This is a genomic window from Ruegeria sp. BC3 (genome assembly GCF_056539265.1).
Genome location: NZ_JBQFUP010000009.1, coordinates 105,711 through 132,432 on the forward strand (window position 1 = coordinate 105,711; position 26,722 = coordinate 132,432).

Here is a 26,722-nt window from a genome sequence, read left to right on the forward strand (position 1 = left end):
GGGGGCAGGGGGTTCGAACGTGATCCTCGTGCGCGGTACAGATGACCAGAATAGGGCGGTCCATAACACATGTCGCCATCGCGGCTCGATCATTTGCGATGCGCCGAAATCGGTCTGCCCGTATCACCAATGGACCGATGAGCTTGACGGCTCATTGCTGTGGGCTCGCGACTTGGGGCCGGACTTGGACCCCAACAGCATGGTTTGACGACAGCGCATTGCCGCGAACTTGCTGGATTGGTATGCATCTGCCTTGCCGATGACGCCCCCGACTTCGACGCCTTTGCCAACATAGCGCGCCCGCATCTTGAGTCTCATGACCTGGGGAATGCCATAGTCGCCTTTGAAAGCACAATCATGGAGAACGGTAACCGGAAGCTGGTCTGGGAAAACACCCGCGAGTCCTATAATTGTGGCGCCAACCATCCTGCTTTGTGCGGGACCTTCCCGGATAATCCGGGCGTCACTCCGACCTGACCGACAGAGACCGAGGTCACAACCAAATGGCTAGTCAACAAAGACGCATTTGAATGCGTTGACTACGACACTAAACATCTGACCACAGTTTAGGTCGCCAGGAATGACGAAGATCGCCGGGTGGTCGAGGACAACCAGCAAGGCATCGGCAAAGCTGCCTGCCAACTGCATCGAAACTCTATGGGGCACTTGTGCCAATGGCGGTGAAATGAAGTCTGAAACGGACAATCCTTCGCGTATCGAAAAAGCCATTATTACTGATGGTGATATGCGCCTTTCGGTCCTGAATTACGTAGCCATTACAAAGCGTTGGTGGCTGCGAGATGTGCCTCTCATTCTTGGATTTGATAACACCGCTGCCTATCTCTCGGATCCGCGGTATCTGGGCGCAATCGTTGGGCGTGTTGCGAACCGAGTTGATGGGGCAAGGTTTGACTTGGAGGGGCGGAGTTTTGAGCTGAGCGCCAACGAAGGCAAGAACACTCTGCACGGCGGCGAGGAAGGATTGTCAAAGCAATTCTGGGACCTCGAACAGGTTTCCATAAATGAAGTCTTGCTGCGCTACGTATCCCGAGACGGAGAAAGCGGTTTTCCCGGAGAGATCAGGTTCGAGGTCAGAATTTACCTGCAGTTTCCACGCTTGGTGTACTCGATAACTGCACAGCCGGACCGACCAACGCCAATCAGTATTGCCCAACACAATTACTACACCCTGGGTGCGTTGGAAGGCGTAGATCAGCATAAGCTCGGGCTTGCATCAGATCGGTATCTGGAGATTGACGATCGGGGTATTCCGACGGGCAGGGTGCGGGCGACCAAAGAAAGCGAACTCGATTTCACGGCACACAAAACGCTTGGAAGTGCTTCTGAGGGGATCGATCACTATTTTTGCTTCAAACAGGATCGCGACCCCTATGAGCCAGTAGCAGAACTTGTTGCGCCCTCTGGTCTTGCTTTGTCAGTCTGCTCTGACCAGCCCGGGGCGCAGGTGTATTCGGGCTATCGGATGCCGGGACCAATTCGCGCTTCTCGTGGACTATGCATTGAACCATCAGGCTATCCCAACGCGCCCAATATTTCATCCTTCCCCTCGATTATCTGTACACCTGACAAGCCGTATCGGCAGGAACTGGTCCTGAAGGTGTCAGAGCGTCGCAATCTGGGCTAATCGATGTTTCCAGCCATGGGGCGCTGGGGTCTCGTCCGCTTGCAACCTCTTCAAGCGTCGCAAATCAATCGATCAAGCATTTCAAACTTCCGTTCGATGAACTCAAGAAGCCGGTGTGTTGAAGCTGACATGTGACGCCCACTTAGCGTGACGCAGCCCAAATGACGGTCAGGATCGCCTATTTTGATCGGTAGTGCGGTTAGTGTCTTCTGCCGTTGCATCATGAAGACCACTGAAAAAGGCAGAACGGTCAAAGAATCCGAGCCCGTCAACACGTTCACAACCGCACTGAGCGACCCGCCGGTGAAACTGATTTTTAGGTCGCGAACCCCGATGCCGTCCAGTGTATTGCGCAAGTCGCGGAAAAGCGGGCTGTTCGCGGGCGGCGCAATCCAGGAATAGTCGGTGATATCTTCAAGCTTTACCGTTTTCTTTCGTGCCAGTGGGTGTCCGGCCCGGCAAGCAATGACATTTCGACCAGGTAAGATTTGGCGAAACTCGAATTCGTCGGCAACGTCTGCGGGGCGAATGGGCAGAATTGCGACATCCAAAGCTTCACCTGAAGTCTTGGACAAAAGTTCGGTTGGGTATCCATAGGACTGATCGATCCGGATGTTCGGGTGCTCGGCCTGGAACTCGGCAATTACGCTCGAAATGACTCCGTCCATAAAGATCGGTGTCCCGGCAACCCGGATCGCACCCGCAAGACCCTGGCGGTATTCATCAACCAAGCGACTGGCCTGCCGACTGGCATCCAGAATCTTCTGACCTTCCTGCGCAAGGGCAAGACCCAGTTCGGTCGGTTGCAAAGGTCGGCGGGTTGGCTGGAACAGAGGTTCGCCCACCCGATCTTCGAGCAGAGAGACACTTCTGGAAACACTCGGCTGGGATTTTCCAAGTAAAACAGCGCCTTCCGTCAGGCCGCCGGCTTCGACAATCGCGGCAAGAATCTCCAGATGTCTCGGATCCAATTTCATAACGCAAAGTTATATTGGTTGCAGAAAATTCGATCAAGAACGCATTCCTGCCCTGCTAGCGTTTCCTTCAATCCGCATACTCATGCATTCGAGGAACGCGCCCCATGGCCCCCAGCATCACAAGCATCAACGGTCAAAAAGTCCGGTTTGGTCAGGGCTTGCGGAATGACATCTGCGCTGAGTTGTCCGGGCTGGGGTCGGCAAAAGCCCTGGTGCTGTCGACACCTCAGCAAGTCGATATGGCGATGGAACTGGCGACCACGATCGGGGATCGCGCAGCAGGCGTCTATACACGGGCAACAATGCACACGCCGGTCGATGTGACCGAAGAGGCTGTAGAACACGCTCAGTCAGTTCAGGCGGACAGCATCGTATCCATCGGCGGCGGTTCAACGATTGGTCTGGGCAAAGCGATTGCCCTACGCACCGGGCTGCCGCAAATCGCTGTTCCGACCACTTACGCCGGCAGCGAAGCCACCCCGATACTCGGGCAGACGGAAGACGGGATAAAAACCACCCTCACAGATCCGAAGGTTTTGCCACGGGTTATTTTATATGACCCTGAACTCGTTGCGTCCTTGCCGCCAGCGATGACCGTTACAAGCGCTTTGAACGCAATGGCTCATGCGGCCGAGGCACTGTACGCAAAGGATCGCACAGAACAGACCACGGAACTTGCGATCGATGGGCTGAAGGCTTTCGCTATCGGCTTGCCAAAAGTTATAGAACAGCCGGGCGACCTGACCGCGCGCGCTGAAACACAGCAAGGTGCGTGGGCATGCGGCACGGTGCTTGGCCTGGTCGGAATGGCGCTGCATCACAAGCTTTGTCATACGCTGGGCGGCTCTTTCGATCTGCCGCATGCCGAAACCCATGCAATCGTTCTGCCCCATGCCATCTCTTACAACGCACAGGACGTGCCCGAGTTGCTTGCACCGATCTCAAAGGTTTTGGGTGGTACCAGCCCCGGGCAGGCGCTTTGGGATTTTGCTAAGAAAATGGGCGCACCGACAGCATTGAAAGATCTGGGGCTTGCTGAGGCCGACCTGGATCGCGCCACCGAAATCGCACTGAAAAACCCGTATTGGAATCCGCGGCCAGTCACTGCCGACGGGTTGCGGGCGATGTTGCAAAACGCCTGGGCGGGCAACGCCCCGAGCGATTGAGTTCACCGTGTCAAGGGAGGGACACATGATCACACGACGTAAACTGCTGCAATCCAGCGCTGCCACCGGCCTTGGATTGGCTGCCGGTGCCCTTGCCGCACCTGCCATCGCACAGGGCGCGAAGATCAAGCTGGGCTATGTCAGCCCGCAATCAGGGCCGCTGGCTGCATTTTCCGAAGCAGACAAATACATTCTGGACAACTTCGCCGCGTCCGAAGCTGGCGCGAATTTTGAGGTCATCGTTAAGGACAGCCAGTCGAACCCGAACCGGGCGGCAGACGTGGCGGGCGAGCTGATCGTGGATGATGAGATCGACCTGATGTTGGTGGCCTCGACCCCCGAAACCACGAACCCGGTTGCCTCGACCTGTGAGGCCGAGGAGGTGCCTTGCATTTCAACCGTTGCGCCGTGGCAGCCATGGTTCATCGGCCAGCAGGGCAATCCCGGCGACCCAGCAAGTTGGGAGCCGTTCTACTACGCCTTTCATTTCTTCTGGGGCCTCGAGGATGTGATCTCGGTCTTCACCGCGATGTGGGGTCAGTTGGACACCAACAAACAGGTTGGCGGCTTGTTCCCGAATGATGGCGACGGCAACGCGTGGGGCGATCCGAATGTCGGCTTCCCTCCGGTCTTGTCCGAATTGGGGTATACCCTGACGGATCCGGGAAGGTATCAGAACCTGACGGATGATTTCTCGGCCCAGATCAATGCGTTCCGTCAGGCGAATGTCGAAATTGTAACCGGCGTTCCAATTCCGCCTGATTTCACTACCTTCTGGAGCCAGGCCAAACAGCAGGGTTTTACGCCTAAAGCGGCGAGCATCGGTAAAGCGATCCTGTTCCCGCAAGCGGTCGAAGCTTTGGGCAATGCGGGCAACAACCTGAGTTCCGAGGTCTGGTGGTCTCCGACGCACCCATTCTCGTCATCGCTGACCGGCGCAAGTTCGGCCGAATTGGCGCAAGGATACACGGCAGCCACCAGCCGTCAGTGGACTCAACCCATCGGCTTCGTGCACGCATTGTTCGAAATGGCCGCTAATGTCATGGGCCGGGTCGATGACGCGGGTGACGGAGATGCCGTGGCCGAAGCAATTGCCGCTACGCAGTTGGATTCGATCGTGGGTCGGATCGCCTTTGACGGTGCGGGTTTGCCGCCATTCGCCGCGCAGAACGTTGCAAAAACGCCTTTGGTCGGTGGTCAGTGGCGACTGCTCGACAACGGCAGCTATGACCTTGTGATCGTCGACAACTCCTCAGCGCCCGAAATCCCAACTGCGGGCGTGATGGAAGAAATCACCTGATCGCAATGAAACCAACGCCCCGGACACAAGTTCGGGGCAGGGACCTTGGTATGACAATTCTATCGCTCAAAAATGTCTCCAAAAGCTTCGGTGCTTTGACCGTCACCGACGACGTCAGCTTTGATGTCGAACAGGGGCAGGCGCTTGGGATCATTGGCCCAAACGGAGCCGGGAAGTCGACGCTGTTCAATCTGATTACTGGTAATCTGACCTCGGACGCGGGTTCGATCCATTTTGATGGGAACGACGTCACTCGTGTTCCGCCAATGCAGCGGTGTTTGTCGGGGATTGGTCGGTCTTTCCAGATCCCGCAACCGTTTGATCATTTGACTGTTTTCGAGAACCTGCTGGTGGCGGCGACGCATGGGCAAGGCAAATCCGAACGCGAGGTCGAGCGGGATTGTGCCCGAATTCTGGAGCAAACGGAAATGGCTGAGGTGGCCAACGACCCGGCCGGTGGTTTGCGGTTGCTTCAGCGCAAGCGGCTGGAGCTTGCCCGAGCGATGGCAACCAACCCAAAGCTGCTGCTGCTGGACGAAATCGCCGGAGGTCTGACCGACGCAGAATGTACGGCCCTGATCGAAACGATCAAAGGGCTGCACGGCAGCGGTGTCACGATCATCTGGATCGAGCACGTTCTGCATGCCCTGACATCCGTGGTCGAGCGATTGCTGGTTCTGGATTTCGGCAAGGTGATCGGTCTCGGTGATCCGGACGAGATTATGAACAGCCGGGAAGTCAAAGAAATCTATCTGGGGATCGAAGTCTGATGAGTTTGCTAGAGACCCAAGGGCTGACGGCCCATTACGGAGATTTTCAGGCCTTGTTCGGCGTGGACATCCGATTGGAGGAAGGCGAAACGGTCGCCATTATCGGCGCAAACGGGGCCGGAAAGTCGACCCTGATGCGCTCAATCTCAGGCGTTTTGACCAACGGCTCGGATCAAGTGCGCTTTGATGGCAAACCCATCGGCGATCTTGCGGCAGACGAGATCATGTCGCGCGGCGTCGCCATGGTGCCCGAAGGGCGCCGGTTGTTCCCATCATTGAGCGTCGAAGAAAACCTGCTGATCGGGACCTATGGGCGGAAAGCTCAGGGGCATTGGTCGCTGCAAACCATCTACGACCTGTTCCCCATCTTGCAGGAGCGCCGGAACCATCCAGGAACCGCACTCTCGGGCGGACAGCAGCAGATGGTGGCCATTGGCCGCGCCCTTATGAGCAACCCTCGTATTTTGCTTTGTGACGAAATCAGTCTGGGGTTGGCGCCTGTGGTCATCAAGGACATCTACGCCGCCGTGCCCCGCATTCAGGAGGCAGGGGCCAGCCTGATTGTGGTCGAACAAGACATCGGCCAGGCCATGAAAGTCGCAGACCGCGTCTATTGCATGATGGAGGGTCGCGTCACGCTGGAGGGCACTGCAGACACGCTCAGCCGCGAGGCTATTCACGACGCTTACTTCGGAGGAGCCGTGGCATGATTTGGATCGATACCATCATACAGGGCGTTTTGCTGGGCGGGCTCTATGCGCTTTTCGCGGCCGGGCTGAGCCTTGTGTTCGGGATTATGCGCTTGGTCAATCTGGCTCATGGGGACCTGATCGTCTTTGCCGCGTATTTGATCCTTCTGTTGGTCTCATTGTTGGGGCTATCGCCATTTCTTGCGGCAATCATTGCGGCACCAATCATGTTTGGCGTGGGCTGGGCTTTGCAGCGGCACGTTTTGAACCGGGTGTTGGGGCCTGATATCCTGCCGCCGCTTCTGGTAACCTTCGGCTTGTCGGTTGTTCTGCAGAACGCTCTGCTCGAAGGGTTCTCGGCCGATAGCCAACGTCTACCGGCAGGCGAGATTGCCACGGCTTCGGTGCAGATGGGCGGGCTGAACCTGGGTGTTTTGCCGCTGCTTACATTTGCCTCGGCGATCCTTGTCATCGTGGGCCTGAACCAGCTTTTCTATCGCACGGAATTGGGTCGGGCTTTTCGCGCAACCTCGGATGATGCGGTGACAGCGGGCCTTATGGGCATTCGACCCGAGCGTATCTTTGCCACCGCGACGGCCATCGCGATGCTGGTTGTGACTTTGGCTGCGCTTTATCTGGGAATGCGCGCGAACTTTGACCCAAATATCGGCCCCGCGCGCCTGATCTACGCATTTGAGGCGGTCATTATCGGCGGTCTGGGCAGCCTTTGGGGTACGCTGGCAGGCGGCATTATCATCGGAGTCGCTCAGACCGTTGGGGCCGCGATCAATCCTGAATGGCAGATTCTGGCCGGACACCTGGCCTTTCTTGTCGTGCTTCTGATCAAACCCAGAGGCCTGTTTCCAAGGGCGGTGGACTAATGGCTGATACTTCGATGTACCGAGTTCAGACACAGACCCGCGCGTCTTATAGCGCCGGAGCTTTCTGTGTTGCCCTGATCATCCTGTTCGTGCTGCTGCCGACATTTGCCAGCCGAGGGCTAATACAGGATCTGTTCTTCATCTTCACGATGCTGGTTCTGGCGCAGTTCTGGAACTTGCTGGCGGGATATGGCGGGCTCGTTTCCGTCGGCCAGCAGGCCTTTGTCGGAATGGGGGCCTACGCCATGTTCGGCGGTGTCATCCTGTGGGGCATGGACCCGGTTCCCGCAATTCTGCTGGGTGGGATCGCGGCCTTGATCGTCGCCGTTCCCACAGCCTTCTTTGCCTTTCGCTTGCAAGGGGCCTATTTCGCCATTGGCACATGGGTCATCGCCGAAGTGATGCGTCTGCTGGTTGCTCAGTGGAAGGTGCTAGGCGGCGGCACCGGAACGTCGTTGCCGCGCACCGCAACGCGCGAAATGTGGGCGACCGAGTGGATACAGACCGCCTTTGATGTCCGAGGTGCCGCTGCGCGGGATATTCTGACCTATTGGCTCGCCTTGGCGCTGGTGATCACAACGATTGCAGGCATCTACTGGCTGCTCAGAACCAAGCGCGGGCTGGCGCTGGCTGCGGTCCGCGACAATGTCGAAGCGGCGAAATCCGTCGGCGTTGATGCGGTGCGGATGAAGTGGCTGGTCTACCTTGTCTCAGCCGCCGGGACAGGCCTGACCGGCGCATTGATCTATGTGCAAAAGCTAAGGATCTCGCCTGATGCGGCCTTCTCGGTCACCGACTGGACAGCCTATGTGATCTTTATCGTCGTGATCGGAGGCATCGGCACCATCGAAGGCCCGATACTGGGCGTGCTGATCTTCTTCATCCTGCAGAGCCTGCTGGCTGACTATGGCTCCTGGTACCTTATGGTGCTTGGGCTGATCGGGATTGCGGTCATGCTTTTTGCGCCACGCGGTCTGTGGGGGCTGATCTCGGAGAAAACGGGGCTGCAGATATTCCCTGTGCGCCGTCGCCTTGTGCTGACGCACTCAAAAGGCGGCTCCAACTCAATTCAATCTGACAAACAGAGGGAGGCGTAACATGGCCACCATCACAACAGATGTCCTGATCATCGGAACCGGACCGGCTGGGTCTGCAACCGCGGCTTTGCTGTCCAGCTACGGTGTCGAGAACATGGTCATCAACCGCTATCGCTGGCTGGCGAATACGCCGCGCGCGCATATCACCAACCAGCGCACGATGGAGGTGTTGCGCGATCTTGGTCAAGAGGTCGAGGCCGAAGCCTATATGCACGCCGCGCATCAGGATCTGATGGGCGAAAACGTGTTCTGCGAAAGCCTCGCCGGTGAGGAAATCGGACGCATGAAAAGCTGGGGCAATCACCCTTTGTCCAAGGCCGAACACCTGCTGTCCAGCCCGACCATGATGAATGATCTGCCCCAGACGTTCATGGAACCGATCCTGTTCGGAACGGCCTGCCGCCGAGGCACGCAGGCCCGGATGAGCACAGAGTATTTGCGTCACGAACAAGACGCGGACGGTGTGACTACGACATGCCTGGATCGGTTGTCGGGTGAGGAAATCACGATCCGGTCGAAATACCTTGTCGGCGCGGATGGGGGCAATTCGTTGGTCGCCGAACATGCCGGGCTGCCGTTCGAAGGTCAGATGGGCGTTGGTGGGTCCATGAACATCCTGTTCCGCGCGGATCTCAGCAAATACGTCGCACATCGCCCCTCGGTCTTGTATTGGGTGATGCAGCCTGGGGCGAATGTGGGCGGCATCGGCATGGGTCTGGTCCGCATGGTTCGTCCGTGGAACGAATGGCTGATTGTCTGGGGCTACGACATCAACCAACCAGCCCCCGAAGTTGATGAGACCATGGCCACGCAGGTCGCGCGTCAGCTTGTCGGCGACCCCGAGCTTGAGATCGAACTGATCAGCGCCAACACCTGGACCGTCAACAACATGTACGCGACGCATATGCAAAAGGACCGCGTCTTTATCATGGGTGACGCGGCCCACCGCCATCCGCCCTCTAACGGGTTGGGGTCAAACACGTCGATTCAAGACAGCTTCAATCTCGCATGGAAATTGGCGGCCGTGCTGAAAGGCCATGCCGGAGAGCGGCTATTGGACAGCTACAGCGAAGAACGCGCGCCAGTTGCAAAACAGATTGTAACGCGGGCCAATCAGTCGATCGGTGAGTTCGGACCGATCTTTGAAGCGCTGGGCATGGCCGAAGGTGTCGACCCGCAAGTCATGCAAAGCAACCTCGAGGCCCGCACCGGGTCAACACCCGAAGCCGCCGCTCAACGAAAGGCTATTCGTGAGGCGATAGCGTTCAAAAAGTATGAGTTTGACGCCCATGGTGTCGAAATGAACCAGCGCTACGACTCCTGCGCGATTGAAACCGATGGTCAACCTAACCCAGGCTTCGATCTGGACGCCGAGCTGCATTATCAGCCGACAACATGGCCCGGCGCACGCATTCCTCATGTGTGGGTCTTTGATCATGACACAGGCAACAAGCACTCGACGCTGGATCTTTGCGGCCGTGGAGAGTTCACAGTGCTCACTGGCATCGGGGGCGAAGCGTGGGTGGCCGCTGCTAAGACCGTGTCGAAGGAGCTCGGGATGCCTATTCGCTGCCATGTCATTGGCCCTCGTCAAACCTATGTCGATCATGCCGGTGATTGGGCCCGCGCGTCCGAGGTCTCGGACACAGGCTGTCTCGTTGTGCGCCCAGATCAGCATGTCGCTTGGCGTTCAGCTGACATGGTTGAGGATGCCGAGGCTGAACTGCGCCGGGCTTTGACCAAAATCCTTTCGCGATAAGCAAATCCGGATCACATTTGTACAGGTTAGGAGGTCACAATGGACTCGCATGAGATGGGATACTTCACCGAGGAAAACTCGGCCGAGGTCGTTGCTGCGCGGAACAAGAATGCTGAAAGCGAACGGCTGAAAGAGGTGATGGAGGTCATCACCCGCAAGCTGCATGAAGCCGTGAAGGAAATTGAGCCAACGCAAGAGGAGTGGTTCGAGGCGATCATGTTCCTGACCAAGGTCGGCCAAATGTGCGATGACTGGCGGCAGGAGTATATTCTGCTGTCTGACGTATTGGGCGTATCGATGTTGGTGGATGCCGTGAATTCTCGTCGCCCAACCGGTGCCTCAGAGAACACCGTGCTTGGTCCCTTCCATGTAGGAGGCGCTCCGGAATACGAGATGGGGCATAACATCTGCCTCGACCAGAAAGGTGAGGATATGGTCGTGCGTGGCCGTGTCAGGGATGTGGATGGAAACCCGCTGGAAGGCGTCAAGATTGATGTCTGGCAGGCCAATGATGACGGGTTTTACGACGTGCAGCAGAAAGGCATTCAGCCCGATTTCAACCTGCGCGGTGTCTTTACGACCGGAGCGGACGGCACGTATTGGTTCCGGGCCGTTCGCCCCAAGAATTACTCGATTCCAGATGACGGTCCGGTCGCCGATCTGCTGCACCGCCTCGGTCGGCACACCTATCGACCGGCACATCTGCATTACATTGTTTCGAAAGAAGGGTTTGATGATCTGACCACCCATATCTTTGACCCCGATGACGAATACATCAATTCGGACGCTGTATTTGGCGTCAAAGAAAGCCTGATCGCAGAATTCAACCGCGTCGATGACCCGGTGCGGTCACAAGAAGTTGGTTTTGACGGTCCCTATTGGGATGTCGAGTTCGATTTCGTTCTGGCCCCGAAAGAGGCGTGACATGACAGAGCCCTGTATCATCTGTGTTGCGATCACCGGATCGTTGCCAACCAAAGCCAACAATCCCGCAGTGCCCATTTCGGTCGATGAGCAAATCGAAAGCACGCAGGCCGCGTTTGAGGCAGGGGCCACGATCTGTCACGCCCATGTGCGCAATGATGATGAAACACCGTCCAGCGACCCCGATAAGTTTGCGCGATTGAAAGAGGGGCTCGAGAAACACTGCCCCGGAATGATCATCCAGTTTTCGACAGGCGGTCGTTCCGGTGCGGGTAAAACACGCGGTGGCATGCTTCCGTTGCGGCCCGACATGGCCTCGTTATCTGTTGGATCGAACAACTTCCCGACACGTGTTTATGAAAACCCGCCAGATCTGGTCGACTGGCTGGCCGCAGAGATGGTGACCTACGGGGTCAAGCCAGAGATTGAAGCCTTTGACCTAAGCCACATCCTGAAGGCCGCCGAGATGCACAAGAAGGGGCAGCTCAAAGACACGCCTTATGTGCAGTTTGTCATGGGTGTGAAGAACGCGATGCCAGCGGATCAGGAGGTCTTTGACTTCTATGTGAAAACAGTAAACCGGCTGTTTCCGGGTGCGCCGTGGTGCGCAGCGGGGATTGGGGCGCAACAAGAGGTTCTGAACCATTGGGCGATTTCCGCAGGCGGTCATGCGCGAACCGGTCTGGAAGATAACGTTAGGCTGGATCGGCATACGTTGGCGCCCTCAAACGCGGGGCTCGTCAGGCGAACCGTTGAAATCTGCGCTCGGTATGACCGCAGGGTCGCGACAGTTGAGCAAGCGCGGGCCATACTCGGGTTGAAAGCTGCGGCTTGAACGCGGTGCCGCAATCCGCTTGATAGACTTTTCCGGGTCAAACACCCTATGGAGGTTTTGCGGCCTAAAGGTCCCGTAGCCCATAAGGCACTCACGTCCAAACACGCACAGTGTCAAAACTGCGCCATTTTTGTCGGGATTGGCGCAGTTTTGGTGACGCCTGCGCCCCTAGTTTCGGTCTCAACAGGGAGAATTGTTCCCGTGATTAGAGAGATCGACATGAATACGCGCCCATTGGAGCACATCCGGGTTCTCGACTTTGGACAATATTTGGCTGGGCCACTCGTTGGCATGATGTTGGCCGATATGGGGGCAGAGGTGATCCGCATCGATCCGCCTGGTGGTCCGCGGCTGAAAGAACCGGCGACCGACATGCTATCGCGTGGGAAAACTGCGGCGACGCTGGACCTCAAAACGCGTGAAGGCCTTGCCACTGCACAGGATCTGATCGCCCGATCAGACGTGGTGATCGAGAATTTTCGCCCCGGAGTTATGGAGCGGCTGGGGCTTGGACCGCAGGACCTGCGGGCGATCAACCCGCGTATCGTTTCGCTTTCGCTACCGGGTTTTGCATCCACGGACCCGGCGCTGGCCGACCTTCCCGCTTGGGAGGCGATCATTGCCGCGCGCACGGGTCAATTCACCGACATGGGATTGAACCGCCGTCTGATGGGGATAAACCCGTCGTTCACACCTTTGACATTGGCTTCGGCTTACGGATCGGCATTTGGGGCCATGGCGGTTCAATTCGCGTTGCTTGCCCGCGACGACAATGGCGGCGAGCATATCGAGGTGCCGCTGGCGGCAGCGTTGCTGGAGGGGCTCGTCTACAATTGCGAGCAGATCGAGGACTATCCTGATCGTTACAAATCCCCGCGAGAGGTAGAACTGGATAGGCGCTCGGCCGAAGGGTTGCCGATGGACCTGAGCTTTGCCGAATTGGAAGAGTTCCTCGACCCGTTCTACCGCACCTATACCTGTGCCGACGGGCGTGGGTTCTACGTCGTCGCTGGCAGTGTGAGGACCCACCCGCGCCGTGTGCTCGAGACGTTGGGGTTAGAAGAGTTGGCAGACGACCTGCCCGATTTCGACGCGTATCTGGACAAGGCTGAATGGCCGGACGAATGGTCGCTGCGGAACTATCCCGTGGGCGACAAGGACCGCGAGCGCGTATCCTCGGCAATGAAGGCGGCGTTTCTAACGCGCCCTTCGGACGAGTGGGAGGCGCTGTTTGGTGCGGCCAAAGCACCGGCCACCGCGCAGCGGTTTAGTCAGGAATGGTTGACCGATCCACATGCCTTGGCCTCGGGGCTGGTCGTTGAGGTGGATGATTCGCGCTATGGAAAGATGCGGCAGATGGGCAATGTTGCATGGCTTACAGGCGACGCAGGCGCATTGGACAAGCGACCGGGCCCAAGTCCGGACAGTGCGCCGATTGCCGACATTCTGGCGGAACCAAAACGATCCGGCGTCGTCGGCACAAGGAACAATGGCTGGCTTGATGGGCTAAAGGTTCTGGATCTGACCAACGTGATCGCAGGGCCAACCATTGGCTCGACCCTTGCCCGGTTCGGAGCCAAGGTGACGTCCGTCCAGCCCGTCGATCCCTCGGTTGATCCCTGGAACACCGTGGTGTTCGGCCTGCACGCCCACCGTGGGAAGGATAGCATTCTGTTGAACCTGCGCAGTGAGGATGGGCAGGACGCATTGCACCGTCTGATTGCCGACAGCGATGTCATCACAATGAATGGAACAGACGAGCAGCGGGATGCGCTGGGACTGGACGAGGAGCGATTGGCCGCGATCAACCCACGTCTGATACTGGTGCAGCTGGACGCCTTTGGCGGCCCGGGGCGTGGCCCGAAGTCAGACCACTTGGGCTATGACGATCTTGCGCAAGCGGCGACCGGGGTCATGCTCCGATTTGGGGGCGGTATGCAAACGCCGGAAGAACACGCTCATTTTGGAACCATAGACGTTCTGACCGGGTACTGCGCCTGTGTCGCGCTGGGGGCTGCGCTGCTGCAGCTGGAACGAACCGGCAAAGGCGGTATCGCCCGCGCGGCTTTGGCCGCTGCAGGTAACCTGATCCAGGCACAGCTGATGTACGATTTTGACGGGCGCGAGCCCTTTGACGAGCCCGCGGGCAGAGAGGCGCTGGGCTGGGGTCCATTCTATCACTGTTACCGGGCTGCAGACGGCTGGATGTTCTTTGCTGCGCCAACAGAAAAGCAGGGCGCTTTACGCGCGGTTGCCGAGCTTACGGATTTAGCTGATCTGCCCGAAGGAAGTTTGACCGGATCGCTGGCCGAACGCTTTGCTGCCCGCCCTGCCGCCTATTGGGCTAATGTCTTTGCCGGTTCTTCGTCCACGGTCATACCGCTGGGCTCTTTGCACGACACGCGCGACGCAGCATTGCAACTTGAAAGCTCAGGCGAGGTTGATTTGAACCAAGGCACGTTCAGCGCCATCCGCCATGATCTGCATCCGATGGGCCGTTGGTGCGATCTGGTTGCCCCCAACGCGGTGCGCCCATCCAACGCAATGATCACCGTCCCAAGGCCGATGCCAAAATATGGTGCGGATACCTGCCGGATTCTTCTGGAATTGGGCTTCTCCGAGGAACGTATTGCGACCATGATCGAAACCGGTGCGACCAGCGAAAGCTGGTCGGAAAAATACCTGCCGGAATAGGTGAAAATGACGTCTTCAGAAGGACTATCGCCCGCCACGACGCCCCGCACCCGCGCCAAGGCGCGGCATATCCTGGACAACTACTACATCGGGCCAACTCGGGACGACGCCGTGCTGGAGATCTGGGGCTACACGCCCCGCATGTCCTATGCGCCGGGTGAAACCGTGGCGCTACATGTTTCGACCACTGCCGAGAAATGGGACTTTGAAGTTGGGCGGGACGGGTTGGTCTATGAACCGCTATTGCGGCAGGAAGGTTTGACCGGGTGCCATCAGGAGACGCCTGATGATTGCTCAGTCAAAGGGTGCGATTGGCAGTTCAGCCATCAGTTTACTATCCCAGCTGACTGGCGTCCCGGCGGATACTTGATCACGTTATCCGCTGAACGGGATGGCGACCGTGTCGAAGAGCATCACCTGATCCTCGTCCGTAGCGACATCAATACCCCAGCGCCGCGTATGGTGTTGATTTGCGCGACGGGTACCTGGCTCGCCTACAACTGCTGGGGTGGTTCGAACCATTACGAGGGGATCACCGGACCGGAGAGGAACGCGTTCTCGCCAGTGGTCTCGACCCAACGCCCTTGGAGCCGCGGCTTTTGCAAACTTCCAGCCGGTGCACCGCGTGCCGTGCCCGAGATGCCTCATACCCCCGGAAACATGGTGCGTTATCCGTATATGGAGTGGGCCTATGCCTATGGCTATTCCAAGAAATACGCGTCCGCGGGCTGGGCCAGCTACGAACGGCATTTCGCCCGCTGGCTCGAGGCGGAGGGGTTCGAATATGATATCGCCACGCAGCATGATCTTGAGGCCCAGCCGGATCTTCTGGATCGCTACAATTGCGCGGTCTTCGTCGGGCATGACGAATACTGGTCTGCCAACATGCGCCGATCGGTGGACCGTTTCACCGAGAACGGCGGCAGAGTGGCGCGGTTTGCGGGGAACTTCCTATGGCAAACGCGCATCGAGGATGAGGGGCGCACTCAGGTCTGCTACAAATACAAGGCCGATCGGGACCCGTTAGTGGGAACGGATCAAGAGCATCTGGTCACCGCCGCATGGGAAGTCCCCCCGGTCAATTGGCCCGGAGCCCGAACCTTTGGGGCGAATGGCCTCAAGGGCGTATACGCAGGGCTTGGACGCTGCGTGGGGCAGGGCAGCGGCGGTTTCACTGTGTACCGTCCGGATCACTGGGCACTGGCGGGAACCCAACTGGGATATGGCGACCAACTGGGGGCCGGCGCACGCATATTCGGTTACGAGGTCGACGGGGTGGATTACCAGATGGAGGATGGCCTGCCCTTTGCCACGGGAAAAGATGGTGCTGATCCGAACATGGTGATCCTGGCGATGGGGCTGGCGACCAACATCGAACCTGACCACGGAATTTGGGGTGAGACCATATACATCGGTGACGAGGACGCGCGGTTCAAAGCGAAGGCGCAATTCGGAGCCGATACGCCAGAGAATCTGGATCGCAGCAAGCGCGGAAACGGTGTCATCCTGCATTGGCAACGCGGCAAGGGAGAAGTCTTCACGGCCGGGACATGTGAATGGGTCATGGGACTGATTTGCAAGGATCAACAGGTAGAGCAGATCACCCGCAATGTGCTGAACAGGTTTTGTACAGCGGATTGACCGGTCAAACAGGGACGTGGCGGTCCAATTTCCGTCTCAGCAACCTGCAGCTTCGATGTATTGCCGCTGTGCCTTTTGGATCAGTGGGCAAGTTCGCGTTTTCTCTCAGGCCAGAACTCGTCTACGATGACATAGGCGATGATCACGAAGACAGCAGCGCTGGCGACCTGCAATACACGCGTGATGCTTTTGACGTCCGCTTCGTCCGAAAAAGGTGCAATCGAACCACCATAAACAATCAGAACCGTTGTCAGCGCGGATCCGGCTGCTGCGGCCAGCGGAATCTTGGATTTGCCAAGTGCTCCGAGTGCGAAGCAGACGAACAGACTCAGCAATATAGGTGTCAGGATAACCGGCGCGATAACGTTGATCTCGTAACAGACAATCGACACCGCTGCCCCCAAAAGGTTTGCCGTCAACATGGCTTTTGCGACCGCTCGACCCATTGACGGCATGGCCGCCAGTTGTTGGCTCAGAAGGGCGACAAAGAACAGAACCAACAAGGCCGACGCGCCGGAAACAAAAAACGCTATGGCAAATGGAACCGTCACAAGGGACATTCTGACGATCCGCCGAAATGGGTCAAAGTCCGGTGCCGCATCGGCTTTCTTTTCGGCCGCTGTCTGAGGTTCAGCTGGTATCAACACAAACATCAGTGTCGATACAAAACCTGCAAAGAGCAGGTTCAACGGTATCCAGAACACGAGCACCAGAGCCAGATCCTGCGATTGCAAAACAAGGTTGGGGATCATCAAAGCCCCCATCAGGGCTATGACGCCGGGCAGAACTCCGGCCCCGGAAACGGACCACGTGAAGGAAAGGATGATCCCAATCGCCACCAAGATCAGAAAGACCACCGGGTAGGGCGCGAAGACTGACGACACCAGAAAAGCGATGAACATCAATCCTATCGAGAAAACAAACAGCTTCGCGAATGCCGCCAATGGCAGTGCGGCGGGGGCTTGCAGGAACAGCGCGGTAAAGACTGCCCCTACAACGGCCAGCGGCCACCCTAGAAACAAGCCCAAAGCGAACACGCCGGTGACACCCAGCGCGAGCCGAGCAACGGATTTTTGGTCCTCAGTAGGCATAAGACAGGATTGAGACCAAACGGATATAGGTCCGACCGACGACATTCAGCAGGGAGTTGTCGCTCAGGTACATGATCACATCGGCCTGCCCGTTGAGTTGAAAGCGCAGATCGTCTTCGGCATTTCCGGCCTCATATCCCGGCAGGACGATCCGAACCGGGAACCGCTCGGGTTCGCGTAAGAAACCCTTGGTGCTTGGTGGGCTCGCTAATTGACCGGGTTCATCGCCACCGCTCAGGGACACGGCCGCGCTGAAGCTCTCGATCACGCCCGGAACAATCTGACCCGGATGCATGTCCAGCACGACGTCAACTGGGGACCCCACCCCAGCACGGCCGAGGTTGTTTTCGGTAAAATACGCCTCAATCCAAACATCTGTCGCATCCAGAAACGTCAGCAGATCCTGACCAGATCGCGCATACGTTCCGGGTGCAATGAGCAGATTGGAAATAACACCTGTCGCCGGAGCACGCAGTTCCGTCCATTCAAGGTTTAGCTCGGCATCCGCCAAGGCAGCCAGTGCACGCTGGATTTTTGGGTTTTCAACCCCGTCGTCGCCCAACCGTTGCTTTGCTTTTTCCAGATCCGCTTTGGCGTTCTCATAATTCGCCTCAGACTCTGCCAGTTGTCCTCGGGCATCATCAGCCTTCGAGACGGCGATCAGTCCTTTCTTTTCCAGCGTGAAAACACGTTCGGTCTGAATGCGCATCGTATCCAGATCGCTCTGAGCCCTCGCAAGCTTGGCTTGTGCGGCCCTCACCTCAGCCGAGGACGCGCCCACCTCTTGCGTGGCTGCTTCAAGATCAGCTTCCGCCTTGTCGCGTTCAATTTCGTAAGGCCGCGAGTCGATCCGAACCAGAACATCACCGGCCGAGACGACCTGACCGTTTTCGACAAGAACCTCGGTCACTGTTCCGGTGACTTGCGGAACGATCTGGGTCGCGATGGCTTTCACGCGGGCGTTCCCGGTAAACGGCGTTTTTCGGTCAGCAACAAGGTACCAGATCAGGAAGACAAGTATGACGGCCAGAGTGGTCCAAATGGTCTTTCTCATTCCGCCGCTCCTTCAGCAGCGCTCTCGGCCTCTGCGGGTGCGTCGATCCAGACCTTGAACAGTTCATAAAACACCGCGAACAGAACCGGACCCATGAAGATGCCGATCAGTCCGTACGCCATCATACCGCCGAGAACACCGATCAGAATGACCAGCATCGGGGTCTCAAGACCTTTGGAGATGAACACAGGCCTCAAGAAACTGTCCATAATCGCGACGGGAATAGCCAGTATCGTGAAGATCAACGCTGTACCGCCGGACATGGTGCTCCAGGCGTAGATGATGACCGGCAAAAGAACCAGGCCGGGCCCGATCTGAATGATCGAGAGGATCAGGCAGATGAATGCCAGTGTGGCGGCCGAGCCTATCCCGAACAGCGCCAACAAAACCCAAACGACGACCGCCTGAATCGCAGCCACGCCGATCACACCCTTTGTCACATTGCGGATCGTTGCGCCGGCCAGTGTCACGAATTCGCCGCCACGGGGTGCAAATACCCGGTTGGCAAAGCGCTGAAGACCTTGCACCAGAGTTGGCCCGGGGCTGAAAAGGGCGCCCATGATCAAAACGGACAGAGCCAGTGCCAAGAGCCCAAGCCCGATGCTCAGAACTCTTCCGAACAGGGATTTGGTGACCTCAAGAATCTGAGCGCCGTACTTGGCAAGCGCACCATCGAGGTTTCGTTCGAACAAGCCCCAGACTTCGGCGATCTTGTTTCCGACCAGCGGCAGTTCATTGAGACCCTCGGGGGCCGGTGGGATTTTTAACTCGCCCTTGTCCGCTTGTTCCGCAAAATCAGATCCAAGCTCGGCAGCTCCGGATACCGCCGTTGCGACCGGCCCCAAAGTCAGAACAAGGCCCAGCAGAACCAGGATCGTGGTGGCGAGTTTCTTGCGCCCTCCCAATTTGGACTGCAGCCAGTCGAAGGCAGGGTAGAGGGCAACGCACAGGATCGTCGCCCAAATGACCACACTTGCCAGCGGTGCAACCATTACCAGCGCGCTGTAGAGGAATAATCCGAGAAACAGCAGTCTTATCGCGAGATCTACAATCTTCGCGTCCTGGGTCTTTTCCATACCATCCCTCCAGTGTTTGTTTTCTGAATGTTACACTCAAAAAACACGATATGTATATTATTTATATTTTAGAGGGCGCTAGCACCCTGAACTCACGCGTTGTGCCGGGCCGCGGCTCTGAACTGCGCAGCCGATGGAGGGTCTAAGTGTGAACGCGTTTTGGCTTTATTTTTCGGCTTTTTCGTCGTCCTGGGACAGGATCGTGTCCGCAACTGTGGTCGCTGCGGTCACGAAAATGCCGAGGCCAACGATGATATACACCATCGTAAAAATTTTCCCCGCTGCCGTTTCAGGAGAAAAGTCGCCAAATCCCACCGTCGATATAGTCACGACCGAGAAATAAATGGAATCGAGCCAACTCCACCCTTCGACGTAGTGGTAGAAAATCGACGCCCATAAGATCATGCCGGTCGTAAAGGCCAGAAGGCCTTTGACCCGACCATCTTTGAAAGCGACCCCTATCCCTCGGGTTATTCTTGTTAGTGAGTTCATAGCACCATTCTTCCGATTGATGCATCGACACATAGCATTTGGTGAATTATTCGGGAAGTATACGATTTTCTGGACTATTTAAGGCCAGCCAACTTGCGGTGGATTAAAAACCCGAGACCTGGATGCCTTCCCACAGAATGGCCGAATAAGAGCGGAGTTCGGTTAGGCGCGGTTTTAGTTCAACGCTCAGCAACCGGTCCGGTTCTTGCTTTAACAGTTGGTCCTTCGATACTTCAGGTAAATAGCTATTCCAGCGACACCCACAAAACACGCGCGTCTTCTTCGCTGGTCGAAAGGCAGCCGTGCCCCATGCCACTGTCGTAATACAACGAGTCACCAGCCTTCATTGGCAAAGGTCGATAGTGCTCCGAGACGAAGATCAGTTCTCCGCTGATCACGTACATGAATTCCTCACCAGTGTGCCGGATCCAGTTTTCAAATTCGGATACGTCGCGCGCTTTGATCGTTGCGATATAGGGCAGCATCCGTTTGCTGGTGAGTTCAGGGCACAGCAACTCGTGCAGATAGGTGGGTGTATCGCGCATTTCGCCAGAACCTTTGGGCGTGAAATCGCGACGTCCTGATATGCCGGTTTGACCCGACTGCAGGAACAATTGCGGGGTGCTCATGTCCAGTGCTTGCGTCAGTCTTCGGACAATATCGAAGCTGGGGCGCGTCTGGTTGTTTTCGATCTTTGAAAGCGTCGAGCGACCGATTCCCGCGGCCCGTCCAGCTTCTTCCAAAGTCCACCCTTTTGCCCGGCGCGCGTCCCTGATCGAGCGCCCCAAAGCTGCGCCTTCGTCTTGATCTTCCGGTCCGATGGCGTCGTTCAGGTTGTCATCGGTCATAGAAATCTCCCTGATTTTCCGCAGGTTACCTATTTCCCCGCACTTAAACAACTTCACAAATTCGAGATACCCGTTGCCTTAAGGGACAGAATTCCACTATAGGAAACAAAATTTCGTACTTGGGATTCGAGTATGAGGGAGGAAATCGTGTTTACAAAGTCACTCAAGGATGCAGATCCCGTCATCGCCGCGTCGGTTGCACGTGAGGGCAAACGCCAGGCCGAACAGATCGAGCTTATCGCGTCCGAGAACATCGTTTCGCAGGCAGTGATCGATGCGCAGGGTTCCGTACTCACCAACAAGTATGCCGAAGGTTACCCCGGTCGTCGTTATTATGGCGGTTGCGAGTATGTGGATGAGGTTGAGGTTGAGGCAATCGAGCGCCTCAAGAAACTGTTCGGCTGCGAATTCGCGAATGTTCAGCCACACTCTGGCGCTCAGGCGAACGGAGCCGTCAAATTGGCGCTGCTCAGCCCCGGCGATACGATCCTTGGCATGTCTCTGGATGCCGGTGGTCACCTGACCCATGGTGCCAAGCCAGCCCAGTCCGGGAAATGGTTCCACCCGGTTCAGTATGGCCTGACCGAAGCGGGGCTGATTGACTATGATCAGGTCGAGGCGTTGGCCAAGTCCGAAAAGCCCAAGCTCATCATCGCGGGCGCATCAGCCTATTCACAAAAGATCGACTTTGCACGGTTCCGCAAAATCGCCGACGAGGTTGGCGCTTGGCTGCTGGCCGATATGGCCCATATCGCAGGACTGGTTGCGACCGGGCTGCACCCTTCGCCAATCGGTCATGCGCATGTGGTCACCTCGACCACTCACAAAACCCTGCGCGGGCCGCGCGGTGGGATCATTCTGACAAATGACGAGGCGTTGGCGAAAAAGATCAACTCGGCCGTTTTCCCGGGTTTGCAGGGTGGCCCCTTAATGCACGTGATCGCTGGCAAGGCTGTTGCCTTCGGCGAGGCGCTCAAGCCTGAGTTCAAGGAATACATGCAGCGCGTTGTGGACAGCGCATCGGCTCTGGCGAACGTCATGATGGCGCGTGGCTGTGACATCGTCTCGGGTGGTACTGAAAACCACCTGATGCTAGTCGATCTGAGGCCCTTGGGGGTCACCGGTAAGGACGCCGAAGCCGCGCTGGAGCGTGCCGGGTTTACCTGCAACAAGAACAGCGTGCCGGGTGATCCGGAAAAGCCGACAGTCACCAGCGGGATCCGTCTTGGAACCGCCGCGGGTTGCAGCCGCGGGTTTGGACCGGAAGAGTTCAAGCAAATCGGCCACCTGATCGGCGACGTACTGGACGCCTTGGCGAACTCTCCCGAGGGGGACGCGACCGTCGAAGCCGAAACCCGCGAGAAAGTGCGCGCCCTGTGCGCCAACCATCCGATCTACTGAAAGAACAGCCAATGAGCATCTACGACCTCATCGTCATCGGGGGCGGCCCCGGCGGATATGTTGCTGCAATCCGTGCCGCCCAACTGGGCATGAAAGTGGCCTGCGTGGAAGGACGCGGTGCTCTTGGCGGAACCTGTCTGAATGTGGGGTGTATACCCTCCAAAGCGCTGCTGACCTCCTCGGCCAAATATGCCGAACTTGCACACCTCTCCTCCCATGGCATTGCGGTCGAGGGGGCCAGCGTTGATCTGGGCGCGATGATGGGTCGTAAAGACAAGATCGTCGGCGATCTGACCAAAGGCATCGGATTTCTGTTCAAAAAGAATGGTGTTGAGCTGATTGAAGGCTGGGCCAGCATTCCAGCGGATGGTCAGGTCAAGGTTGGCGACGATATTTTTGAAGCCAAGAATATCCTGATTGCGACCGGTTCAGAGCCGACACCGCTGAACGGGATCGAGATTGACGAAGCAGATGTGCTGAGCTCGACGGGCGCACTGGCGATGGACACCGTCCCGGATCATCTGGTCGTTGTTGGGGCCGGTGTCATTGGATTGGAACTGGGACAGGTCTGGGCTCGCTTGGGTGCGAAGGTCACTGTCGTGGAATACCTCGACCGCGTTCTGCCCGGGATCGATGGCGAGATTGCGAAACTGGCGCAGCGTGCGCTCAGCAAGCGCGGGTTGAAGTTCCAGCTGGCGCGCGCGCTGAAGTCCATCGAAAAGACCGGCGCCGGACTGACGCTCACATTGGATCGGGTCGGTAAAGACAAGGAAGAGGTGATCGAGGCCGACAAGGTTCTGATCGCCGTCGGACGCCGACCTGTAACGCGCGGGCTGGGGCTGGAAGAACTGGGGATAGCTCTGGACCCGCGCGGCTTTGTCCAGGTGGATGGCAGCTTCCGCACTTCGGTTCCCGGCATCTATGCGATCGGCGACTGCGTCCCCGGTCCGATGCTGGCCCACAAGGCCGAAGAGGACGGCGTCGCTTGCGTTGAAATGCTTGCAGGGCAGGGCGGTCACGTTGATTACAACACTGTTCCGGGTGTTGTTTACACCGACCCCGAAGTCGCCTCGGTCGGTCTGACGGAAGAGGCCCTGAAAGAGGCAGGTACCGAATACACAGTCGGCAAATTTGCCTTCATGGCGAACTCGCGCGCGCGGTCGACTGGCGAAACAGATGGTGCAGTCAAGGTTTTGGCCGATCCCGATGGGAAGATCCTGGGTGCGCATATCTGCGGAGCCCATGGCGGCGATCTGATCGCCGAGCTTGTTCTGGCCATGACGAAAAACACCACTGTCGCCGAGGTTGCCGCAACCTGTCATGCGCACCCGGCCATGGGTGAGGCGGTCAAGGAAGCCTGCCTCGACGCCATGGGCCGTGCGATCCACGCCTGAGTGAGGACAGCCAGATGACCATCCAGCTTCGCCCGCGTCACCCTGAGAAGGCCAAGAAGGCCGACAGTGTCATCCCGCGAAAGCCCAAGTGGATTCGCAAGAAAAAAATCGACGGCCCTGAGTATTACGAAACCCGCCGCCTGATGCGCGACCACAATCTGGCGACGGTGTGCGAAGAGGCGGCATGCCCCAATATCGGCGAATGCTGGTCCAAGCGTCACGCCACGATGATGATCATGGGCGAGGTCTGCACCCGCGGCTGTTCCTTCTGCAACGTTGCCACTGGCCGCCCCGATGCTCTGGATGCGTTCGAGCCGGGCCGCGTCGCGGCGGCGGTCAAAAAGCTGGACTTGCGCCATGTGGTGATCACGTCGGTCGACCGCGATGATCTGGCGGATGGCGGAGCCGAGCACATCGCTCAGACCATCCGCGCTGTGCGTCATCAGAACCCTGGTACAACGGTCGAAGTCCTGACCCCTGACTTTCTGGGCAAAGGCTCTGCCCCAGATATCGTATTTGAAGCGGCGCCGGATGTTTTCAACCACAATCTGGAAACTGTGCCGCATCTTTACCCCACGGTACGCCCCGGCGCGCGGTACTATACTTCGCTGCGGCTGCTGGACGACGCAAAACGCGCCAACCCTGAGATTTTCACCAAATCCGGTCTGATGGTGGGCCTGGGCGAAAGCCTGAATGACGTACGGCAGGTCATGGATGACCTGCGTGCGGCGCAGGTCGATTTTCTGACCGTTGGTCAGTATCTGCAGCCGACCCCGAAACATCACCCAATCGACCGGTTCTGGACACCGGAGGAGTTTGCCCAACTGGAACAGATCGCGCGTTCCAAGGGCTTCTTGCACGTGTCGGCGACCCCGCTGACCCGTTCGTCGTTCCATGCGGACGAAGATTTTGCCGCCCTCAAGCAAGCCCGCCAACGGGCCATCGCCACCGGGGCATAACCAAACGCAAATGGGAGGGAATCCATGGAAGCGTTAAATTCAATCGTAGGGGCCATCAATGGCGTCGTGTGGGGGCCGGTTATGCTGGTTCTCATCCTTGGCGTCGGCTTCTTCCTGCAGGTGGGGCTGAAATTCATGCCGATCCTGCGTATCGGCAAGGGTTTCAGCTTGCTGTTCCAAGGCCGCGAGGGTCAGGGCGAAGGGCAGATCAGCCCGTTCAACGCGCTGATGACCTCGCTGTCGGCGACCATCGGTACGGGTAACATCGCCGGTGTGGCCACTGCTGTCTTCCTGGGCGGTCCGGGTGCATTGTTCTGGATGTGGATGACCGCCCTGGTGGGCATGGCCACCAAATATGCCGAAGCTGTCTGCGCAGTGAAATACCGCGAGAAGGACGAGCTGGGCAACTATGTCGGCGGCCCGATGTACTACATCAAGAACGGCCTCGGCGCTAAATGGGCCTGGCTGGGCGTAGCGTTCGCTCTGTTCGGCGCAATCGCGGCCTTTGGCATCGGCAACGGCGTACAGGCCAACGGTGTGGCGCAGGTTCTGGAATCGAACTTTGGCGTGAACACTTCGGTCACTGGCGTTGTTCTGATGATCCTGACCGCAGCCGTTATCCTTGGCGGCATCACTCGCATCGGTGCCGTTGCCGGTAAACTGGTTCCGGCCATGGCGATCGCCTACATCGTCGCTGGTCTTCTGGTTCTGATCATCAACATCGGCAACATCGGTCACGCTCTGTCGCTGGTCTTCACATACGCCTTCACCCCGTCGGCAGCCGAAGGCGGTTTTGCAGGCGCGGCAGTCTGGGCTGCGATCCGTTTTGGTGTGGCGCGTGGCGTCTTCTCGAACGAAGCCGGTCTGGGTTCTGCTCCGATCGCGCATGCCGCAGCTGAGACCAAAGGCCCGGTCAACCAGGGTCTGATCGCGATGCTGGGTACGTTCATCGACACCATCATCGTGTGCTCGATCACCGGTCTGGCGATCATCTCGACAGGTGCATGGACATCTGGTGAGTCGGGTGCGGCCTTGACCTCACTGGCGTTTGCATCGTCGCTCCCGGGTGGCGGTGCTTTGATCGCAATCGCACTGTCGATCTTTGCCTTCACAACCATCCTCGGCTGGTCGTTCTACGGCGAGAAATGCGTCGAGTTCCTGTTGGGCGTGAAATCCCTGATGCCGTACCGCATCCTGTGGATCGTGGCGATCTACTTCGGCGCAACTGCGGATCTGGGCTTCATCTGGCTGCTGGCAGACACGCTGAATGCCATGATGGCTATCCCGAACCTGATCGCCTTGGCCCTGCTGAGCCCGATCGTCTTCAAACTGACGAAAGAGTTCTTTGCCTCGAACGGTCAGTCCGAAGAGCCAGGTGGCAAGCCTGCCGAGTAATCCGGTCTTGAGAAAAACGGGGGGCCGATCCGGCCCTCCGGCTTTGAAACAAATTCCATTTCTCGAGGAGAGACGAGATGGCCACGAAAATCCTGCTGCCGATTGACCACACCGACGACCGTTCGTGGAAGAACGCCCTGCCGCTCGCATTGGAACAGGCCAAGTTCTATGGCGCTGAACTGCATGTGGTTGCCGTCATCCCCGAGATCATCCAGCTGCCGAACCTTCCTGCCAACTATGGCGCAGGCGCCAAAGAGCATGTGCGGGGCGCGGTTCAGGCTATTCTGGATCATGGCAATGCCTCCGACGTGGCAATCCACGTTGAAGAGGGCAGCGTCTACCGCGAAATTCTGAAGCTGGCCTACAAGGACGGCTTTGACCTGATCGTCATGGCGTCGACCAAAGGCGATTTCCCGAACTATGAGATTGGCCCGAACCTCGCGCGTGTTGTGCGTAATGCACATTGCACCGTCATGGTCGTTCGTGACCAGTCCCGCTGATTGAAAGGTTAACAATATGACCGCATTAAAGCGCACGCCACTTCATTCTTTGCATGTTGAGTTGGGAGGTAAGTTGGTTGATTTTGCTGGATGGGAGATGCCTGTTCAGTATCCGTTGGGGATCATGGGAGAGC

At 57.7% G+C, this 26,722-nt stretch carries 23 protein-coding genes and 2 pseudogenes; 19 read left to right on the plus strand and 6 right to left on the minus strand.

Annotated features, from left to right (window positions below):
• Nucleotides 1-7: 7 nt before the first annotated feature.
• A pseudogene (locus tag ACR0MV_RS19595) lies at nt 8-684 on the plus strand (aromatic ring-hydroxylating oxygenase subunit alpha); the annotation flags it as partial.
• Nucleotides 581-1,645: an aldose epimerase family protein gene (locus tag ACR0MV_RS19600; RefSeq protein WP_480703373.1), complete on the plus strand. Its 1,065-nt coding sequence runs from the start codon at nt 581-583 to the stop codon at nt 1,643-1,645. The pseudogene ACR0MV_RS19595 and the gene ACR0MV_RS19600, both read left to right, overlap by 104 nt.
• A 50-nt stretch (nt 1,646-1,695) precedes the next feature.
• Here the strand turns inward: ACR0MV_RS19600 and ACR0MV_RS19605 are convergent, their stop codons facing one another.
• On the minus strand, nt 1,696-2,622 hold the full coding sequence (locus ACR0MV_RS19605; protein ID WP_480703375.1) for a LysR family transcriptional regulator: 927 nt from the start codon (nt 2,620-2,622) through the stop codon (nt 1,696-1,698).
• 104 nt (nt 2,623-2,726) lie between these two features.
• Between ACR0MV_RS19605 and ACR0MV_RS19610 the strand changes: the two genes are divergently transcribed.
• The 11 genes from ACR0MV_RS19610 (at nt 2,727) to ACR0MV_RS19660 (ending at nt 16,378) form a co-directional block, all read left to right on the plus strand.
• The gene (locus ACR0MV_RS19610; RefSeq protein ID WP_480703376.1) at nt 2,727-3,788 is read left to right on the plus strand and encodes a maleylacetate reductase; all 1,062 of its coding nucleotides are present in this window, start codon (nt 2,727-2,729) and stop codon (nt 3,786-3,788) included.
• Between the two features lie 25 nt (nt 3,789-3,813).
• Nucleotides 3,814-5,088, plus strand: a complete 1,275-nt coding sequence (locus ACR0MV_RS19615) for an ABC transporter substrate-binding protein (RefSeq protein ID WP_480703377.1) — start codon at nt 3,814-3,816, stop codon at nt 5,086-5,088.
• A gap of 50 nt (nt 5,089-5,138) precedes the next feature.
• Complete coding sequence (locus ACR0MV_RS19620; RefSeq protein WP_480703379.1) at nt 5,139-5,858, plus strand: ABC transporter ATP-binding protein; 720 nt, start codon at nt 5,139-5,141, stop codon at nt 5,856-5,858.
• The gene (locus ACR0MV_RS19625; protein WP_480703380.1) at nt 5,858-6,568 is read left to right on the plus strand and encodes an ABC transporter ATP-binding protein; all 711 of its coding nucleotides are present in this window, start codon (nt 5,858-5,860) and stop codon (nt 6,566-6,568) included. The genes ACR0MV_RS19620 and ACR0MV_RS19625 overlap by 1 nt, the downstream gene beginning before the upstream one ends.
• On the plus strand, nt 6,565-7,428 hold the full coding sequence (locus ACR0MV_RS19630) for a branched-chain amino acid ABC transporter permease (RefSeq protein ID WP_480703381.1): 864 nt from the start codon (nt 6,565-6,567) through the stop codon (nt 7,426-7,428). The genes ACR0MV_RS19625 and ACR0MV_RS19630 overlap by 4 nt, the downstream gene beginning before the upstream one ends.
• Nucleotides 7,428-8,525 (plus strand): branched-chain amino acid ABC transporter permease, encoded by a 1,098-nt coding sequence (locus ACR0MV_RS19635; protein ID WP_480703382.1) that lies wholly within the window; start codon nt 7,428-7,430, stop codon nt 8,523-8,525. Before ACR0MV_RS19630 ends, ACR0MV_RS19635 begins: the two co-directional genes overlap by 1 nt.
• A gap of 1 nt (nt 8,526) precedes the next feature.
• Nucleotides 8,527-10,284 carry an FAD-dependent oxidoreductase gene (locus ACR0MV_RS19640; protein ID WP_480703383.1) on the plus strand — a complete coding sequence of 586 codons (1,758 nt, stop codon included), beginning with the start codon at nt 8,527-8,529 and terminating at the stop codon, nt 10,282-10,284.
• Nucleotides 10,285-10,323: 39 nt separating this feature from the next.
• A complete protein-coding gene (locus tag ACR0MV_RS19645) occupies nt 10,324-11,208 on the plus strand; it encodes an intradiol ring-cleavage dioxygenase (protein WP_480703385.1) in 885 nt (294 codons plus the stop codon).
• A gap of 1 nt (nt 11,209) precedes the next feature.
• Nucleotides 11,210-12,043, plus strand: a complete 834-nt coding sequence (locus ACR0MV_RS19650; RefSeq protein ID WP_480703386.1) for a 3-oxoadipate:acetyl-CoA acetyltransferase — start codon at nt 11,210-11,212, stop codon at nt 12,041-12,043.
• Nucleotides 12,044-12,262: 219 nt separating this feature from the next.
• Entirely contained in the window at nt 12,263-14,737 is a 2,475-nt protein-coding gene (locus tag ACR0MV_RS19655; protein ID WP_480703387.1) for a CoA transferase, read from the plus strand.
• Between the two features lie 6 nt (nt 14,738-14,743).
• Nucleotides 14,744-16,378, plus strand: a complete 1,635-nt coding sequence (locus tag ACR0MV_RS19660) for a N,N-dimethylformamidase beta subunit family domain-containing protein (RefSeq protein ID WP_480703388.1) — start codon at nt 14,744-14,746, stop codon at nt 16,376-16,378.
• Nucleotides 16,379-16,458: 80 nt separating this feature from the next.
• On the opposite strand, the gene ACR0MV_RS19665 is transcribed toward ACR0MV_RS19660, so the two are convergent.
• From ACR0MV_RS19665 to ACR0MV_RS19685, 5 genes are all read right to left on the minus strand, one after another.
• Nucleotides 16,459-17,469, minus strand: a complete 1,011-nt coding sequence (locus ACR0MV_RS19665) for a DUF2955 domain-containing protein (protein ID WP_480703389.1) — start codon at nt 17,467-17,469, stop codon at nt 16,459-16,461.
• On the minus strand, nt 17,459-18,523 hold the full coding sequence (locus ACR0MV_RS19670) for an HlyD family secretion protein (protein WP_170429510.1): 1,065 nt from the start codon (nt 18,521-18,523) through the stop codon (nt 17,459-17,461). Before ACR0MV_RS19670 ends, ACR0MV_RS19665 begins: the two co-directional genes overlap by 11 nt.
• Complete coding sequence (locus ACR0MV_RS19675) at nt 18,520-19,599, minus strand: AI-2E family transporter (RefSeq protein WP_170429512.1); 1,080 nt, start codon at nt 19,597-19,599, stop codon at nt 18,520-18,522. The genes ACR0MV_RS19670 and ACR0MV_RS19675 overlap by 4 nt, the downstream gene beginning before the upstream one ends.
• 165 nt (nt 19,600-19,764) lie before the next feature.
• A complete protein-coding gene (locus tag ACR0MV_RS19680; RefSeq protein ID WP_254439295.1) occupies nt 19,765-20,091 on the minus strand; it encodes a potassium channel family protein in 327 nt (108 codons plus the stop codon).
• Nucleotides 20,092-20,336: 245 nt separating this feature from the next.
• Nucleotides 20,337-20,939, minus strand: coding sequence for a helix-turn-helix domain-containing protein (locus tag ACR0MV_RS19685; RefSeq protein ID WP_170429518.1), 603 nt, complete (start codon nt 20,937-20,939; stop codon nt 20,337-20,339).
• A gap of 132 nt (nt 20,940-21,071) precedes the next feature.
• Between ACR0MV_RS19685 and glyA the strand changes: the two genes are divergently transcribed.
• From glyA to gcvT, 6 genes and pseudogenes are all read left to right on the plus strand, one after another.
• Entirely contained in the window at nt 21,072-22,340 is a 1,269-nt protein-coding gene (gene glyA, locus ACR0MV_RS19690; protein WP_480703391.1) for a serine hydroxymethyltransferase, read from the plus strand.
• A gap of 11 nt (nt 22,341-22,351) precedes the next feature.
• Nucleotides 22,352-23,734, plus strand: a complete 1,383-nt coding sequence (lpdA, locus tag ACR0MV_RS19695) for a dihydrolipoyl dehydrogenase (protein WP_480703393.1) — start codon at nt 22,352-22,354, stop codon at nt 23,732-23,734.
• 14 nt (nt 23,735-23,748) lie between these two features.
• Nucleotides 23,749-24,693 carry a lipoyl synthase gene (gene lipA, locus ACR0MV_RS19700; protein WP_480703395.1) on the plus strand — a complete coding sequence of 315 codons (945 nt, stop codon included), beginning with the start codon at nt 23,749-23,751 and terminating at the stop codon, nt 24,691-24,693.
• A 24-nt stretch (nt 24,694-24,717) separates the two neighbouring features.
• Complete coding sequence (locus ACR0MV_RS19705) at nt 24,718-26,088, plus strand: alanine/glycine:cation symporter family protein (protein ID WP_480703396.1); 1,371 nt, start codon at nt 24,718-24,720, stop codon at nt 26,086-26,088.
• 77 nt (nt 26,089-26,165) lie between these two features.
• A complete protein-coding gene (locus tag ACR0MV_RS19710; RefSeq protein ID WP_170429533.1) occupies nt 26,166-26,588 on the plus strand; it encodes a universal stress protein in 423 nt (140 codons plus the stop codon).
• A 16-nt stretch (nt 26,589-26,604) separates the two neighbouring features.
• Nucleotides 26,605-26,722 (plus strand): annotated as a pseudogene (gcvT, locus tag ACR0MV_RS19715) (glycine cleavage system aminomethyltransferase GcvT); the annotation flags it as partial.

Bases quoted from the DNA above. Each gene is read 5' to 3' on its own strand.
- ACR0MV_RS19640 (WP_480703383.1), top strand. From the start codon at position 8,527: ATGGCCACCATCACAACAGATGTCCTGATCATCGGAACCGGACCGGCT.
- ACR0MV_RS19605 (WP_480703375.1), bottom strand. From the start codon at position 2,622: ATGAAATTGGATCCGAGACATCTGGAGATTCTTGCCGCGATTGTCGAA.
- ACR0MV_RS19645 (WP_480703385.1), top strand. From the start codon at position 10,324: ATGGACTCGCATGAGATGGGATACTTCACCGAGGAAAACTCGGCCGAG.
- ACR0MV_RS19610 (WP_480703376.1), top strand. From the start codon at position 2,727: ATGGCCCCCAGCATCACAAGCATCAACGGTCAAAAAGTCCGGTTTGGT.
- glyA (WP_480703391.1), top strand. From the start codon at position 21,072: ATGAGGGAGGAAATCGTGTTTACAAAGTCACTCAAGGATGCAGATCCC.
- ACR0MV_RS19680 (WP_254439295.1), bottom strand. From the start codon at position 20,091: ATGAACTCACTAACAAGAATAACCCGAGGGATAGGGGTCGCTTTCAAA.
- ACR0MV_RS19650 (WP_480703386.1), top strand. From the start codon at position 11,210: ATGACAGAGCCCTGTATCATCTGTGTTGCGATCACCGGATCGTTGCCA.
- ACR0MV_RS19670 (WP_170429510.1), bottom strand. From the start codon at position 18,523: ATGAGAAAGACCATTTGGACCACTCTGGCCGTCATACTTGTCTTCCTG.
- lipA (WP_480703395.1), top strand. From the start codon at position 23,749: ATGACCATCCAGCTTCGCCCGCGTCACCCTGAGAAGGCCAAGAAGGCC.
- ACR0MV_RS19665 (WP_480703389.1), bottom strand. From the start codon at position 17,469: ATGCCTACTGAGGACCAAAAATCCGTTGCTCGGCTCGCGCTGGGTGTC.
- ACR0MV_RS19615 (WP_480703377.1), top strand. From the start codon at position 3,814: ATGATCACACGACGTAAACTGCTGCAATCCAGCGCTGCCACCGGCCTT.
- ACR0MV_RS19660 (WP_480703388.1), top strand. From the start codon at position 14,744: ATGACGTCTTCAGAAGGACTATCGCCCGCCACGACGCCCCGCACCCGC.
- ACR0MV_RS19705 (WP_480703396.1), top strand. From the start codon at position 24,718: ATGGAAGCGTTAAATTCAATCGTAGGGGCCATCAATGGCGTCGTGTGG.
- lpdA (WP_480703393.1), top strand. From the start codon at position 22,352: ATGAGCATCTACGACCTCATCGTCATCGGGGGCGGCCCCGGCGGATAT.
- ACR0MV_RS19620 (WP_480703379.1), top strand. From the start codon at position 5,139: ATGACAATTCTATCGCTCAAAAATGTCTCCAAAAGCTTCGGTGCTTTG.
- ACR0MV_RS19675 (WP_170429512.1), bottom strand. From the start codon at position 19,599: ATGGAAAAGACCCAGGACGCGAAGATTGTAGATCTCGCGATAAGACTG.
- ACR0MV_RS19655 (WP_480703387.1), top strand. From the start codon at position 12,263: ATGAATACGCGCCCATTGGAGCACATCCGGGTTCTCGACTTTGGACAA.
- ACR0MV_RS19625 (WP_480703380.1), top strand. From the start codon at position 5,858: ATGAGTTTGCTAGAGACCCAAGGGCTGACGGCCCATTACGGAGATTTT.
- ACR0MV_RS19685 (WP_170429518.1), bottom strand. From the start codon at position 20,939: ATGACCGATGACAACCTGAACGACGCCATCGGACCGGAAGATCAAGAC.
- ACR0MV_RS19710 (WP_170429533.1), top strand. From the start codon at position 26,166: ATGGCCACGAAAATCCTGCTGCCGATTGACCACACCGACGACCGTTCG.
- ACR0MV_RS19630 (WP_480703381.1), top strand. From the start codon at position 6,565: ATGATTTGGATCGATACCATCATACAGGGCGTTTTGCTGGGCGGGCTC.
- ACR0MV_RS19635 (WP_480703382.1), top strand. From the start codon at position 7,428: ATGGCTGATACTTCGATGTACCGAGTTCAGACACAGACCCGCGCGTCT.
- ACR0MV_RS19600 (WP_480703373.1), top strand. From the start codon at position 581: ATGACGAAGATCGCCGGGTGGTCGAGGACAACCAGCAAGGCATCGGCA.